Below are 14964 nucleotides of genomic sequence, written 5' to 3'. Positions count from 1 at the left end.
CCCGCGGGGGGGGGGGGCGGGCGGGGGGCGCCCCCCCCCCCCCCCCCGCCCGGGGGGGGGGGGGGGGCGCCCCCCCCCCCCCCCGGGGGGGGGGGGGGGCGGCCGGCGGGGGGGGGGCCCGCGGCCTGGTTCTTCCCGGCCGCGGGGGCCTGGCGGGCCGACCGGTCGGCCGGGCTGGCGAAGGTGGTGAACTTCGGTGCTGCGGCCTTGCTCAGGTCCGGCGTGGTGACCCCGTGGGTCTTGCCGGTGGCAGGGCCGGCCGCGTGGGCCGTACCCGGTACGAGAGATGCGATCGAGATGCCGGCCGCCAGAACGGCTGCGGATGCTGCGAGTCGGCGATGAGACACCGAGCCCCCCCCAAATGTCTGTGAGTCCTTGATCGGGACTGAAAGCCCGCTCAGAGTACATAGCTCCATGGCGTTTGCTCACGCGGGTTTTCGCAGGTGGGACGGGCTTTTGCCGGAGTGTTCCGGTCCGGTTGCCCGGCCGGTGACGGGACCGGCGCTAGCGTGAGGACCGACTGTCCGTGCGAGCGGACGAGACCTGTGCTGAGTGGAGGCGTCCATGAAGGCTGCGGTGCGCAAGTGGGAGGCGGTGCGGGAGTTTGCCCGCGGGCTGCCGGAGGCCGTGGAGGAGTTTCCGTGGGGCCCGGAGGACTGCGTCGTGAAGGTCAACAAGAAGATCTTCGTCTTCCTGGGCAACACCGACGGCCCGCGGCCGCCCGGGCTCTCCGTGAAGCTCAAGGACGAGGCGCTGCACGGCCACGCCATGACCGCGCCCGGGGCGGAGCCGACCGGGTACGGGCTGGGGAGGGCCGGCTGGGTCTCCGTACCGCTGGGGGAGAAGGGGCAGCCGTCCCTCGAGGTGCTGTGCGAATGGGTGGAGGAGAGCTACCGGACGGTCGCCCTCAAGCGGCACCTGGAGGAACTCGACGCGCGAAACGAGTCAACCGGCTAAGCGCTTGCTCTTGTGCTGAGTGGAACGCGTTCCTAGCATCACTGGTGTTACATCAGTTGTGTCACACAGTGGTGGCAGGGGTGCCAGGGATGCTGGGGGCTCGATGGCAGTGACAGGGAACGTGTCCGGCAGCGGCCCGCTCGCGGGCGTGCGCGTCGTCGAACTGGCGGGCATCGGCCCGGGCCCGTTCGCCGCCATGCTCCTCGCCGATCTGGGGGCGGACGTCGTACGGGTGGACCGTCCCGGCGGTGGCGGGCTCGCGGTCGATCCCGCGTACGACGTCACCAACCGCGGCAAGCGGTCCGTCCTGGTCGACCTGAAGTCCGCCGAGGGCCCCGCGCAGGTGCTGGACCTGGTCGAGCGGGCCGACGTGCTCGTCGAGGGCTTCCGCCCCGGGGTCGCCGAACGGCTCGGCGTCGGCCCCGCCGACTGCCACGCCCGCAATCCGAAGCTCGTCTACGGCCGGATGACGGGCTGGGGCCAGCGCGGTCCGCTCGCGCACACCGCCGGCCACGACATCGCGTACATCGCCGTCACCGGCGCCCTCGGCATGATCGGGAATCCGGGCGAACCCCCGGCGGTCCCCGCCAACCTCGTCGGGGACTACGCGGGCGGCTCGCTCTACCTGGTCATCGGCGTCCTCGCCGCCCTCCGGCACGCCCGCACCCCGGGCGGCACCGGCCAGGTCGTGGACGCGGCCATCGTCGACGGCACCGCCCACCTCACCGCCATGATCCACGGGATGATGGCGGCCGGCGGCTGGCACGACCGGCGCGGGGCCAACCTCCTCGACGGCGGCTGCCCCTTCTACGGCACGTACGAGACCTCCGACGGCCTCTACATGGCGGTCGGCGCGCTGGAGCAGCAGTTCTACGACACCTTCGTGGAGCTGCTCGGGATCAAGGACCGGGCCCCGGCGCGCAAGGACGTGGCCCGCTGGGGCGAGCTCCGCGAGGCCGTCGCCGCCCGTTTCAAGTCCCGTACGCGGGACGAGTGGACGGCGGTCTTCGAGGGCTCCGACGCCTGTGTGGCGCCCGTGCTGTCCCTGCGCGAGGCGCCGCACCACCCGCACCTCGCCGCCCGCGGGACCTTCACCGAGTTCGGCGGGACCGTCCAGCCCGCCCCCGCGCCGCGCTTCTCCGCGACCCCGACCCGTGTCACCTGCGAACCGGCCCTGCCGGGCGCGGACACCGAGTCCGTGGCCGCCGACTGGGACGTACCGGCCCTGCTCCCGAAAGAGGCCTGATGGAACTGTCGATGATGCTCGACTACGCCGGCGACCCGCGGCAGGCGGCGGACCGTGCGGCCGAGCTGGAGGCGGCCGGGCTCGATGCCGTGTGGGTCGCCGAGGCCTGGGGCTTCGACTCCCCGACGATCATGGGCTATCTGGCGGCCCGCACCGAGCGGATGAAGATCGGCTCGGCCATCCTCAACGTCTACTCCCGCACCCCGGCCCTCATCGCGCAGACGGCGGCCGGGCTCGACGCGGTCTCCGGCGGCCGGGCGCTGCTGGGCCTCGGTGCCTCCGGCCCGCAGGTCGTCGAGGGCTGGCACGGCAAGCCGTACGACAAGCCGCTCGGCCGGACCCGCGAGACCGTCGAACTGTGCCGCCGGATCTGGCGCCGCGAGACGATCGACCACCACGGCATCACCGACATGCCGCTGCCGCCCGAGAAGGGCGGCCGGCACGGCAAGCCGCTGAAGATCCTCACCCGGCCGGTCCGTGACGCGATCCCCGTCCACATCGCCTCGCTCGGCCCCGCGAACGTGCGGATGACCGCCGAGATCGCCGACGGCTGGCTGCCCACCCTGTTCATCCCGGAGAAGGCCCACGCGGTGTGGGGGAGCGCCCTCGCCGAGGGCGCGGCCCTGCGCGCCCCGGAGCTCGGCCCGCTGCAGACCGTCGCGGGCGGGCTGCTCGCGATCGGCGAGGACGCGGCCGCCGTACGGGACCTGGCGCGCCCGCAGATCGCGCTGTACGTCGGCGGGATGGGCGCGGTCGGCAAGAACTTCTACAACGACCTCGCCGTCGCCTACGGCTACGAGGAGGAGGCCCGGAAGATCCAGGAGCTCTACCTCTCCGGCCGCAAGCGCGATGCGGCGGCCGCCGTCCCGGACGAGTTCTGCGAGCTCATGACGCTGTGCGGGCCGCAGAGTTACGTACGCGAGCGGGTCGAGGCCTTCCGGGAGGCGGGCGTCACCATGCTGAACGTCACGCCCGTCGGCGCCGAGCCGGCCCGGCTGATCGAAACCGTCAAGAGCTGGCTTTAGGGGGCCCGATGCAACGCCGCATCTTCGACGCCGACCACGAGGCGTTCCGCGAAACGGTCCGCACCTTCCTCACCAAGGAGGTGCTGCCGCACTACGAGCAGTGGGAGAAGGACGGCATCGTCAGCCGCGAGGCCTGGCGGGCCGCAGGCCGGCAGGGCCTGCTGGGCCTGGCCGTCCCGGAGGAGTACGGGGGCGGCGGGAACACCGACTTCCGCTACGCCGCCGTGATAGCCGAGGAGTTCACCCGGGCCGGAGCGGCCGGGCTCGCGATCGGCCTGCACAACGACATCATCGGCCCGTACCTGACCTCGCTCGCCACCGAGGAGCAGAAGCGGCGCTGGCTGCCCGGCTTCTGCTCCGGCGAGACCGTCACGGCGATCGCGATGACCGAGCCGGGCGCGGGCTCCGACCTCCAGGGGATCCGGACCAGCGCCGAGGACCGGGGCGACCACTGGGTGCTCAACGGCTCCAAGACCTTCATCTCCAACGGCATCCTCGCCGACCTGGTGGTGGTGGTCGCCAAGACCACCCCGGAGGGCGGGGCGCACGGCCTGTCGCTGCTGGTGGTCGAGCGCGGCATGGAGGGCTTCGAGCGCGGCCGCAACCTCGACAAGATCGGCCAGAAGGCGCAGGACACCGCCGAGCTGTTCTTCCACGACGTCCGCGTCCCCAAGGAGAACCTGCTCGGCGAGCTGAACGGCGCCTTCGTCCACCTGATGACCAACCTCGCGCAGGAGCGGATGGGCATCGCGATGGCCGGCATCGCCGCCGCCGAGTACCTGCTGGAGATCACCACCCAGTACGTCAAGGAGCGCGAGGCCTTCGGGCGGCCGCTGTCCAAGCTCCAGCACATCCGCTTCGAGATCGCGGAGATGGCCACCGAGTGCGCCGTCACCCGCACCTTCCTGGACCGCTGCATCGTCGACCACTCCAACGGCGAGCTGGACCACGTCCACGCCTCGATGGCCAAGTGGTGGGCCACCGAGCTCCAGAAGCGGGTCGCCGACCGCTGCCTGCAACTGCACGGCGGATACGGCTACATGACCGAATACCGGGTCGCGCGGGCCTTCACCGACGGCCGCATCCAGACCATCTACGGCGGTACGACCGAGATCATGAAAGAGATCATCGGCCGTTCGCTGCTCGGCTGACCTCCCCCTTGGAAACCTCCGAAAGGCTTGACCAGTGAGCACCGAAGCTTACGTATACGACGCGATCCGCACGCCGCGCGGCCGCGGCAAGGCCAACGGCGCCCTGCACGGCACCAAGCCGATCGACCTGGTCGTCGGCCTCATCCACGCCCTGCGCGAGCGCAACCCCGGCCTGGACCCCGCCACCATCGACGACATCGTGCTCGGCGTTGTCGGCCCGGTCGGCGACCAGGGCTCCGACATCGCCCGGATCGCGGCCATCGCCGCGGGGCTCCCGGACACGGTGGCCGGCGTACAGGAGAACCGCTTCTGTGCCTCCGGCCTCGAGGCCGTCAACCTGGCCGCCGCGAAGGTCCGCTCCGGCTGGGAGGACCTGGTCCTCGCCGGCGGCGTGGAGTCCATGTCCCGCGTCCCGATGGCCTCCGACGGCGGCGCCTGGTTCAACGACCCGATGACCAACTGGGACACCGGCTTCGTCCCGCAGGGCATCGGCGCCGACCTGATCGCCACCATCGAGGGCTTCTCCCGGCGCGACGTGGACGAGTACGCCGCCCTGTCGCAGGACCGCGCGGCCGCCGCCATCAAGGACGGGCGCTTCGCGAAGTCCGTCGTCCCGGTCACCGACCGCAACGGCCTGGTCGTCCTGGACCACGAGGAGTTCGTCCGTCCGGGGACGACCGCCGACACCCTCGCCAAGCTCAAGCCGTCCTTCGCGGACATCGGCGACCTCGGCGGCTTCGACGCCGTCGCACTGCAGAAGTACCACTGGATCGAGAAGATCGACCACGTCCACCACGCGGGCAACTCCTCCGGCATCGTGGACGGCGCCTCGCTCGTCGCCATCGGCACCCGCGAGGCGGGACAGCGCAACGGACTGGCGCCCCGCGCCCGGATCGTCTCCGCGGCCGTCTCCGGCTCCGAGCCCACCATCATGCTCACCGGCCCCGCCCCGGCCACCCGCAAGGCCCTCGCCAAGGCCGGCCTGACCATCGACGACATCGACCTGATCGAGATGAACGAGGCCTTCGCCGGCGTCGTCCTGCGCTTCGTCAAGGACATGGGCGTCTCCCTCGACAAGGTCAACGTCAACGGCGGCGCCATCGCGCTCGGCCACCCGCTCGGCGCCACCGGCGCGATGCTGCTGGGCACCGTCATCGACGAACTGGAGCGCCAGGACAAGCGCTACGGCCTCGTCACCCTCTGCGTCGGCGGCGGCATGGGCGTCGCGACCGTCGTCGAGCGACTCTGAACCGTCCTGCATCCCCCTGCCCCCGGACCTTCCGAAACGAAAGCAGTGACCATGAGCGAGTCCACCACGATCCGCTGGGAACAGGACGAGACCGGCGTCGTCACCCTGACCCTCGACGACCCGAGCCAGTCCGCCAACACGATGAACCAGGCCTTCAAGGACTCCATCGCGGCGATCGCCGACCGCGCCGAGGCCGAGAAGGACTCCATCCGCGGCATCATCTACACCTCCGCCAAGAAGACCTTCTTCGCGGGCGGCGACCTCAAGGACATGATCGGGCTGCGCCCCGAGCACGCACAGCTCGCCTTCGACACCGGCACCGCGATCAAGAGCTCGCTGCGCCGCATCGAGACCCTCGGCAAGCCCGTCGTCGCCGCGATCAACGGCGCGGCCCTCGGCGGCGGTTACGAGATCTGCCTCGCCTCCCACCACCGCGTCGCCCTCGACGCCCCCGGCTCGAAGATCGGCCTGCCCGAGGTCACCCTCGGCCTGCTCCCGGCCGGCGGCGGCGTCACCCGCACCGTGCGCCTCATGGGCATCGCCGACGCGCTGCTCAAGGTCCTGCTCCAGGGCACCCAGTACAACCCCCAGCGCGCCCTCGACAACGGCCTCGTCCACGAACTGGCCGCCACCCCCGAGGAGATGCTGGCCAAGGCCCGCGCCTTCATCGACGCCAACCCCGAGTCGAAGCAGCCGTGGGACGCGCCCGGCTACAAGATCCCGGGCGGTACGCCGTCCAACCCGCGCTTCGCCGCCAACCTCCCGGCGTTCCCCGCGAACCTCAAGAAGCAGCTGAACGGGGCCCCGTACCCGGCCCCGCGCAACATCTTGGCCTGCGCCGTCGAGGGCGCCCAGGTGGACTTCGAGACCGCGCTGACCATCGAGGCCCGCTACTTCACCGAGCTGGTCACCGGACAGACCGCCAAGAACATGATCCAGGCGTTCTTCTTCGACCTCCAGGCCGTCAACGCCGGCCGCAGCCGCCCGCAGGGCATCGCACCGCGCAAGGTCACCAAGGTCGCCGTCCTCGGCGCGGGCATGATGGGCGCGGGCATCGCGTACTCCTGCGCCCGCGCGGGCATCGAGGTGGTGCTGAAGGACGTCACCCCCGAGGCCGCCGCGAAGGGCAAGGCCTACTCGGAGAAGCTGCTCGACAAGGCGCTCTCCCGCGGCCGTACGACCGAGGCCCAGCGCGCCGAACTGCTCGCCCGGATCACCCCGACCGCCGAGGCGGCCGACCTGGCCGGCTGCGACGCCGTCATCGAGGCCGTCTTCGAGGACACCTCCCTCAAGCACAAGGTGTTCCAGGAGATCCAGGACGTCATCGCCCCCGACGCGCTGCTCTGCTCCAACACTTCCACGCTGCCCATCACGGGACTCGCGGAAGGGGTTGCGCGGCCCGAGGACTTCATCGGACTGCACTTCTTCTCGCCCGTCGACAAGATGCCGCTGGTGGAGATCATCAAGGGCGGGCGCACCGGCGACGAGGCCATCGCCCGCGCCTTCGACCTGGTCCGGCAGATCAACAAGACCCCGATCGTGGTCAACGACTCGCGCGGCTTCTTCACCTCGCGCGTCATCGGCCAGTTCATCAACGAGGGCGTGGCGATGGTCGGCGAGGGCGTCGAGCCCGCCTCGATCGAGCAGGCCGCGGCCCAGGCCGGCTACCCGGCCAAGGTGCTCTCCCTGATGGACGAACTCACCCTCACCCTCCCGCGCAAGATCCGCAACGAGACGCGCAAGGCCTTCGAGGCCGAGGGCCGCCCGTGGACCGCGCACCCCGCGGACGCGGTCATCGACCGGATGGTCGACGAGTTCGGCCGCCCCGGCCGCAGCGGCGGGGCCGGGTTCTACGTGTACGACGAGGCGGGCAAGCGCGCCGGCATCTGGCCGGGCCTGCGCGAGCACTTCGCCAAGCCGGACGCCGAGATCCCCTTCGAGGACATGAAGGAGCGGATGCTCTTCTCCGAGGCCCTGGACACCGTCCGCTGCCTCGACGAGGGCGTGCTGACCTCGATCGCCGACGCCAACATCGGCTCCATCATGGGGATCGGCTTCCCGGCCTGGACCGGCGGCGTGATCCAGTACATCAACGGCTACGAGGGCGGCCTGCCGGGCTTCGTCGCCCGCTCCCGTGAGCTGGCCGACCAGTACGGCGAGCGCTTCCTGCCGCCGGCCTCCCTGGTCGAGAAGGCCGAGCGCGGCGAGACGTACGCCGACTGATTCCGGGCCGGGCCGGATGCCGCGCTCCTGCGCGGCATCCGGCCCGGCCGGCTCAGCCGGACTCCGAGGCGAACGCCGCCCGCAGTTCCTCCCTGAGGGACCGCTGGAAGGCGGTGACCAGCGCCTGCACGACCATCGGCTGCATGTGCGCGGACAGCGCCTTCATCGATTCCACCCGCTCCGGATCGCTCTCGCCCTCCGTGAACGGCCCCCACACCTCGTCCCGGAACAGCGCCGTCAGCTCGTGAGCCGCCGATCTGGTGTGCTCCGTCAGCACCTTGCGCGCGGCGAGGATCGTCTCCTGCGCGATCGGCACGTCGAGGAGCGCGACTCCCAGCCGCAGCAGGCCCACGTCCACCCGGAAGCCCTCCCCGGCGGGGGCCAGCACGTTCATCGCCGTCAGCCGTCGCACGTCCGCGTCCGACAGGGTGCGCCCCGCCCGCTTCTCCAGCTCCGCCCGGGAGACCTCCCGCGCCGAGTCCGGCGCCCAACTGGACACCAGCGCACGGTGGATCGCCAGATCGTGCGCGCTCAGATCGTCGGGCAGGGCGTCCAGGTAGCGCTCGATGGCCGACAGCGTCATGCCCTGGTGCTGCAACTCCTCGATCAGCGCGAGCCGCGACAGGTGCTCCGGCCCGTAGTGGCCCACCCGACGGGGTCCGATCACGGGAGGGGGCAAAAGCCCGCGCGTGCTGTAGAACCGTACGGTGCGCACGGTGACGCCAGCCCTGGCCGCCAGCTCGTCGACGGTGAGCATCGGCTCTGGTGCCTGGTCGGCCATCGTCCGCGCCTCGCTCTCTGCTCCACAGCTTGGGTTCAACAGTATTGCTGTCGCACCAACGATGTGAAACGGCCAGGAGCTGCCCATGACCACGAAACTGCGACTGCCCGGACAACCCGAAGAGCTCACCCTCCCCGCCCTGCTGGCGCGCAACGCCGCCGAGTACGGCGATCTCCCCGCCCTCTCGTGGCGCGAGGGGGACGGCTGGACGACCCTCGGCTGGGCCGAGGTCCGCCGCAAGGTCGCCGTCCTCGCCTCCGGATACGCCGCCCTCGGCATCGAGCGCGGCGAACACGTCCTGATCATGATGGGCAACCGCCCCGAGCACTGGCTCAGCGATCTCGCCCTCGTCCACCTCGGCGCCGTCCCCGTCACCGTGTACGGGACCTCCGCGCCCGAGCAGATCGCCCACATCGCCCGCCACAGCCGGGCCCGGGTCGCCCTCGTCGAGGGCGCCCGCGAACTGGCCCGGTGGGAACCGCTGCTCGCCGACGAGCAGGTGCCCCTGGAGCGGCTGGTCGTGGCCGAGGCCGCCGATGCGGGTACGCACCGTACGTACGGATCCCTGCACGCGAGCGGCGCCCGCACGCACCGCCCCGACGCCTTCGAGAAGGCCTGGCAGGAGACCCGCCCCGAGGACCCGCTGACCGTCGTCTACACCTCCGGCACCACCGGCGACCCCAAGGGCGTCCGGCTGACCCACCGCAACATCGTGCTCCAGTCCGTCCGCCTCGACCGGCGCACGGACCTGCCCGAGCACGCCGAGCACATCTGCTACCTGCCGTTCGCGCACATCGCCGAGCGGATCCTCGGCATCTACCTGCCGCTGCTGCGGGCCGCGCACGTCCGGCTGGTCGCCGACCCGGCGGCCGTGGCGCCCGCCGTCCGCGAGCTGCACCCGGTGCAGTTCTTCGGCGTGCCCCGGGTGTGGGAGAAGCTCGCCGCGTCCGTACGGGCCGTGCTCGCGCAGCTCCCGGCCGCGCAGCGGGAGGCCATCGAGGCCGCGAACGACCTCGCCCGCGCCCGGGCCGGCCACCGGGAGCGCGGCGAGCAGGTCCCGGCCGCGCTCGAAGCCTCGTACGCCCGGGCCAAGGAGCAGGTGCTGGATCCGCTGCTGGGCCTGGCCGGGCTGGACCGGCTGCTGTGGACGGCCAGCGCCACCGCGCCGATGCCGATCGACGTGGTGCGGTTCTGGGCGGGCTGGGGGATCACCATCATGGACGCCTGGGGGCTCACCGAGACCTCGGGCGTGTGCACCGTCAACAGCCCGGACGGCTTCCGGCTCGGCTCGGTGGGGCGAGCGATCGAGGGGCTGGAGCTCCGGCTCGCCGAGGACGGGGAGATCCTCACGCGGGGCGCGACCGTCTTCGGCGGCTACCTGCGCCCCGACGGGTCGGTGGAGAGCGCGCACGACGCCGAGGGCTGGTTCCCGACGGGGGACATCGGCCGGCTCGACGAGGACGGATTCCTCTGGCTGACCGACCGCAAGAAGGAACTCATCATCACCTCGACCGGCAAGAACGTCTCGCCCGCCCTGGTGGAGAACACCGTCAAGGAGCATCCCCTGATCGGCCAGGCCCTGGTGCACGGCGACGGCCGCTCCTACCTCGTCGCCCTGCTGGTGCTGGACCAGGAGCTGGCCCCGGTGTGGGCGGCGGCCCGCGGCATCGAGGCCGGCTCGCTCGCCGAGCTCGCGGGGCACCCGGCCGTCGGGGAGGAGATCGCCCGGGCGGTCGGGGCGGCCAACGCCCGGCTCAACCGGACCGAGCAGATCAAGCGGTACCGGCTGCTGACCGAGGAGTGGGGACCGGAGTCCGGGGAGCTCACCCCGTCGCTGAAGCTGCGCCGCCGGGTGGTCCGGGAGAAGTACGGCGCGCTGATCGACGCACTCTACGAGGACCCCGGCCTGCAACCGGACACCGTCTAGCCCGGAGGGCACGCGCGGGTGCCCGTCACACGACGGGCACCCGCGGGAGCCCTCCGCCCCGCCCGGAATGCGTCTCCGGCCGGGGCTACCCGTTCAGCGGGGACTCAGCACTGCGAGCACTCGACGTTTCGAGGGGCGCCAGTCTCCAGGTTGACCACGAGCGTCACCCCTGCCCCGTGAGGGCAGATCCTGCGGGGCCGGCTGCTGGCCCGTCGCACGGTCCGCGTCACGCCCCAGGCCGCCGCCACCTCACTGAAGCGAGGGTCAACCCACGTACGGCTTCCAGGATTTTCGCTCACAGTAACTCCTTGGTGGCGGACCGTACTGACTGTACTGGAGTGGACTACTGCGGGGGCGGGGCAGCGCAAGCCGAACCACCCTCCGTGCACTCGGAGTGCATGCAGTCCCCGGCCTGGATCTCGGTGTCCGCGAGGGGACCCCACAGGTACGCGTCCGGCTCGTACCCGGCCTCCCGGATCGCGTCCATCGTGAGATCGAGCGTCGTGGCGTCACGCTTCAGCGTCTCCGGGCCCTCCGGCCGGTGGTCGACGAATCGGCCGACCGCCGCACACAGCTCGCGGTACACGGCGGTGTGGAGGATCAGCGCATGCCACCCCATGTCGACCAGCTTGGACGGGCGCAGGTGCCGCCCCGCGGACTGGCCGGCCGCAGCCGTGAACTTGAGGGCCTCGTCGACGATCCTGGTGGCGAGCGGCTCGTCGATGCCCTCGTTGTCGCGCACTACGAGGTGCATCACGCGAGTGAACCCTTCGTCGGTCAGGAGGTGTCGGGCCGTGGAGTCCAGGGTCGGAGTTGCCATGTCGTATTTCCTTTCGGTCGGGGCGGTGGACCCGCCCCGGGCGCCCGTGGGGGGAACGAAGCGGGCGCCGGGGCGGGGGTTCAGTGGGTGCCGACGACGATCACGGCGAGGATGCCGAGCACGATCCGCACATAGGCGATCTGACGGCCGAGCTCCGTCACGGGACGCTCATCCCGCGGTGCAACTCCAGCGCCCGCGCCATCTTCCGGGCCACGCGGGCGAGGCCTCGGGCGTGGTTCCAGTCGGCATGCGGCCCGGATCCACGCGGGCCGACGGCCGAGCAGTACTCCCACTCGGTGAGCCCGTCAGCCGCGCTCGGGGTCCGCTCGGTGGCCGGGATCCGTGCGACCTCGTCGTGCAGGGCCTGACCGCACGTGATCAGGTCATCGACCAGAGCGGCGACATCCGCCGGCTCTGGGCGCGAGGCGTATGGGGCGAGCGCCCGGGCCGTCAAAGCGGCCAGCTGTACGTGAGCCTGCTGCTCCATGGCGCTGCTCCCTACCATCGTCAGCGGGTGGTGAGACGAGCGTAGGATTCGACCTGCGCCCGTCGAAGTGACCCGGAGTACGGGTGAGTTGCGCAGCTCGCCACGATGAAGGGGCGACATGACCAGTAGCGGCCCCCGCACCCTGACCATCAGTCAGGGCACCGCGCATCGCAGCCGCGGCATAGTGTCCGGCTACGTCTTCCGCGTGATCCGAGAGCAGCTGGACCACACCCAGGAATCGTTGGCCGAGGCCTTCCACGTCTCGTCCGACACCGTGGCCGGATGGGAATCAGGCCGGCGGCCCCTGACCTCCCTGGCCGTCGGCCACATGCTCGTGCACCGCCACCGACTTATGCGTATGGGTGTGAGCCCGGCCCTGCTCCACGCCCTCGAAAAGGCACTGGAAGCGGACGTACTCCTTGCGAGCGCGCTTACAGACGACGAACCTGCGGGAGACAGCCCCCTGGGGTCGTGGGTCATGCAACGCGACCTCGTCGAGGTGCTGGCCTGGCCGCTGAACGGGGTAACCCCTGCGCCGATGCGCGCCCTCCCGACCCCGCCCAAGCCCCGCCGTGGCCCGGCGCCTATCCGACCCGAGCTGTCCGCAGATGACCGGCGAACCTTCTTCCGGCGCATGCGCCGGACCGCCGAGGAGTCCCGCACCGACCAGTTCCTGCTCCGCCGCCAAGCCCTCTACCTGGCCGGCTACGACGACGCCGCAGACACCTCCGAATGGCTCGCACAGCAGCAACGCGCGGAGCGGCCAGGGGACTGGCTCACCCAGTGGCTCAACGCCCGGTCCGTCGCCACAGTCGCCGCCCGCCAAGGGGACCGGGACCGCATGCGGCACTTCATTTCCACCAGGCTGGACGACTCTGCCGGCGAGGCTGCCAACCTGAACTACTGGGCGTACTGGATCGGCGAGAGCGCACACCTCCAGCTCTCAGACGACTTCATCGCCACCCCCTGCAACAGCGCCTGGCACGGCCACAAGCTGATCCAGCACCTTGTCGCCGGCCTCACACCCCATCAAGGGTTCTTCGACCTGAACATCCATACCCTCTGGGCCTTGCTCGCCGCCCGCCCCACGCTCCTGCGTGCGACCTCCACCGCCGGGCATGCACTGCGGGACCGGCTGCCCGTGCTGTTGGATGGCACCCAGTCCTCGACGCGCGCCCGTCGAGAGCTGGAAGGCATCCGGTACGCGATTCGCCTCGCCGAGGCGTGAAGGAGAGACACAGTGGCTGACGACCTGTCCGCGGTGGCCCGCTTCCTCTACGAAGCGGGCACGCTGAAGCACACGCGCCGCACGGGCTGGTGGATGGCCGGCATCAGCGACCCTGAAAGCGTCGCCGAGCACTCGTGGCGTACCGCCCTCATCGCGTCGGTCATCGCCAAGCTCGAAGGCGCTGACCCGGCCCGGGCTGCCTTTCTCGCGGTCTGGCACGACACCCAGGAGACCCGCACCGGGGACGTGAACCACCTCGGCAAGAAGTACGCCGCCAGCGCTGATGCCGTCGCGGTGACGGCCGACCAGACAGCAGGCATGCCCGAACTGCTCGCGTCAGCGATTCAAGATCTCGTGGCCGAGTACGAGGGCAAGGACTCGCCGGAGGCTGTCTGTGCTCGCGATGCCGACAAGCTGGAGTGCATGCTCCAGGGCATCGAGTACAAGGCACAGGGGTACGCGAGTGCGCAGAGGTGGATCGACAACTCTCGGGCCCGGCTCACGACAGAGACAGGGCAGCGTCTGGCTGACGAACTGCTGGGGCAGGGGCCGCTGGACTGGCTGCGCGCTGCTCTCGGGGAGCGGGCCTGAGTCCGGACGCACGAAACGCCCCCTCTCGGCCTTCGGGCCGAGAGGGGGCGTTGTGCTGAGGTCAGGCTGGGCGGCCTCCTCAGCCCCTGATCAGTGGAGCGTCATCCGGTGCCACTCAGCCGGCCTACGGGTCGCCGGGGCCCGGGTGCCCGTCGTGGGGCGGGGCGCACGGGGAGGCGGGGCAGCGGACTCCTAGCGGCCGATCAGCGGGTAGTGGTCGGAGAGGTTGGTGTACGTGTAGGAGGTGCCCCAGCTGGAGACCGTCCAGGGCGCCGACTGCTCCTTGACCACGTTGTTCTCCCAGCCGGCCGGGCGGGCGTTGCCCTTGCGGTAGAGGACGTAGTCCAGGTCCTCGCGCGGGTCGGTCGGGTAGCGGTAGTTCGCGATGGAGTTCAGCGCGGTGTCGAAGGAGTACGGGTGACCCGTGCGCGAGTCGGCGTCCGCCAGGTCGGCGTTGGCGAGCATCGACGCGAACTCGGGCGAGCGCGAGTCGACGTTCATGTCGCCCGCGACGATGACCTGCTCGTCCGCCGGGATGTTCTTGCCGTCCAGGAAGGCGTCTATCGCCTTGAACTGGCGGGCGCGCATGTCCGCCGCCTCGCCCGCGCCGCAGCCCGGGTCGGTGGACTGCGCGTGGGTGCCGACCACGTGGACCTTCGTGCCGCCCACGTTCAGCACGACGTAGGCGAAGCCCTTGTTGGACCACCAGTCGGCGCCGCAGGCGTCCTTGTAGACGACCTGCTCCTTGCGGATGATCGGCCACTTGCTCAGGACCGTGACGCCGCCGTCCTCCGGGGTGGTGGAGGAGTACGCGCCGCCCGTGGCGTCCCAGCCGCTCGTGCTGCGGCCCACGACCGGGGTCTGGTACGGGTACTGCGCCGAGGCGTTGGACTTCAGGGAGTCCGACGCGCCGTTGTCGAAGGCCTCCTGGAGCACCACCACGTCGTGGCCCTGGAAGAAGGACGCCTTGGGGATCTCCGAAGCCCGGTGGTCCTGACCCCAGTTGGGGTAGAGGTTCTTGCTCATCAGGAACGTGTTGTACGTCAGGACGCTGAGCCGCGGGGCCGCGGCGCTCTCCGCGGCCGAGGCGGCCGGCGCGCTGGTGACGGCCAGCGCGCCGACGGCGACCGCCGCAACGGCCGTGGCGGTGGCGCGGCCCAGATCGAGCTTGGTGTGCAGCATGAGGTCTCCATCATTCCTGCGGGGGGAGATCGACTCCGTCATCCAAGCAGCCGCGGTTACCTCTGGGTAACACCCGTGACAAGACTTTCTGTCCGGG

Annotated in this window: 13 protein-coding genes; 9 read left to right on the top strand and 4 right to left on the bottom strand. The window is 71.1% G+C overall.

The features are described from left to right. Positions 1–564 precede the first annotated feature (564 nt). The 6 genes from AB0I68_RS08235 to AB0I68_RS08210 all read left to right on the top strand — a co-directional run bounded on the left by AB0I68_RS08235 (position 565) and on the right by AB0I68_RS08210 (position 7851). Positions 565–957, top strand: coding sequence for an MmcQ/YjbR family DNA-binding protein (locus tag AB0I68_RS08235; protein WP_363176395.1), 393 nt, complete (start codon positions 565–567; stop codon positions 955–957). Between the two features lie 103 nt (positions 958–1060). Further along, the gene (locus AB0I68_RS08230) at positions 1061–2203 is read left to right on the top strand and encodes a CaiB/BaiF CoA-transferase family protein (RefSeq protein WP_363176394.1); all 1143 of its coding nucleotides are present in this window, start codon (positions 1061–1063) and stop codon (positions 2201–2203) included. After that, on the top strand, positions 2203–3228 hold the full coding sequence (locus AB0I68_RS08225) for an LLM class F420-dependent oxidoreductase (RefSeq protein WP_363176393.1): 1026 nt from the start codon (positions 2203–2205) through the stop codon (positions 3226–3228). The genes AB0I68_RS08230 and AB0I68_RS08225 overlap by 1 nt, the downstream gene beginning before the upstream one ends. A gap of 8 nt (positions 3229–3236) precedes the next feature. Further along, complete coding sequence (locus AB0I68_RS08220) at positions 3237–4379, top strand: acyl-CoA dehydrogenase family protein (RefSeq protein ID WP_363176392.1); 1143 nt, start codon at positions 3237–3239, stop codon at positions 4377–4379. A gap of 34 nt (positions 4380–4413) precedes the next feature. Further along, positions 4414–5628: an acetyl-CoA C-acetyltransferase gene (locus tag AB0I68_RS08215; RefSeq protein ID WP_363176391.1), complete on the top strand. Its 1215-nt coding sequence runs from the start codon at positions 4414–4416 to the stop codon at positions 5626–5628. Between the two features lie 51 nt (positions 5629–5679). After that, on the top strand, positions 5680–7851 hold the full coding sequence (locus AB0I68_RS08210; RefSeq protein WP_363176390.1) for a 3-hydroxyacyl-CoA dehydrogenase NAD-binding domain-containing protein: 2172 nt from the start codon (positions 5680–5682) through the stop codon (positions 7849–7851). Positions 7852–7903: 52 nt separating this feature from the next. On the opposite strand, the gene AB0I68_RS08205 is transcribed toward AB0I68_RS08210, so the two are convergent. Next, positions 7904–8632, bottom strand: coding sequence for a MerR family transcriptional regulator (locus AB0I68_RS08205; RefSeq protein ID WP_363176389.1), 729 nt, complete (start codon positions 8630–8632; stop codon positions 7904–7906). Between the two features lie 85 nt (positions 8633–8717). Between AB0I68_RS08205 and AB0I68_RS08200 the strand changes: the two genes are divergently transcribed. Continuing rightward, positions 8718–10559 (top strand): AMP-dependent synthetase/ligase, encoded by a 1842-nt coding sequence (locus AB0I68_RS08200; RefSeq protein ID WP_363176388.1) that lies wholly within the window; start codon positions 8718–8720, stop codon positions 10557–10559. A 343-nt stretch (positions 10560–10902) separates the two neighbouring features. Here AB0I68_RS08200 and AB0I68_RS08195 read toward each other — a convergent pair whose 3' ends face one another. Both AB0I68_RS08195 and AB0I68_RS08190 read right to left on the bottom strand, forming a co-directional pair. Further along, on the bottom strand, positions 10903–11379 hold the full coding sequence (locus AB0I68_RS08195; protein WP_363176387.1) for a hypothetical protein: 477 nt from the start codon (positions 11377–11379) through the stop codon (positions 10903–10905). 157 nt (positions 11380–11536) lie between these two features. Beyond that, entirely contained in the window at positions 11537–11866 is a 330-nt protein-coding gene (locus AB0I68_RS08190; protein WP_363176386.1) for a DUF6415 family natural product biosynthesis protein, read from the bottom strand. Positions 11867–11984: 118 nt separating this feature from the next. On the opposite strand from AB0I68_RS08190, the gene AB0I68_RS08185 reads away from it, so the two are divergent. Both AB0I68_RS08185 and AB0I68_RS08180 read left to right on the top strand, forming a co-directional pair. Beyond that, complete coding sequence (locus AB0I68_RS08185) at positions 11985–13094, top strand: helix-turn-helix domain-containing protein (protein WP_363176385.1); 1110 nt, start codon at positions 11985–11987, stop codon at positions 13092–13094. A gap of 12 nt (positions 13095–13106) precedes the next feature. Beyond that, positions 13107–13685: an HD domain-containing protein gene (locus tag AB0I68_RS08180; protein ID WP_363176384.1), complete on the top strand. Its 579-nt coding sequence runs from the start codon at positions 13107–13109 to the stop codon at positions 13683–13685. Positions 13686–13877: 192 nt separating this feature from the next. Here the strand turns inward: AB0I68_RS08180 and sph are convergent, their stop codons facing one another. Continuing rightward, positions 13878–14867 (bottom strand): sphingomyelin phosphodiesterase, encoded by a 990-nt coding sequence (gene sph, locus AB0I68_RS08175; protein ID WP_363176383.1) that lies wholly within the window; start codon positions 14865–14867, stop codon positions 13878–13880. Positions 14868–14964: the final 97 nt, after the last annotated feature.

Origin of the sequence: Streptomyces sp. NPDC050448 (genome assembly GCF_040655295.1) — a bacterium.
Taxonomy (GTDB): domain Bacteria; phylum Actinomycetota; class Actinomycetes; order Streptomycetales; family Streptomycetaceae; genus Streptomyces.
This window is presented reverse-complemented; position numbering and strand designations above follow the sequence as displayed.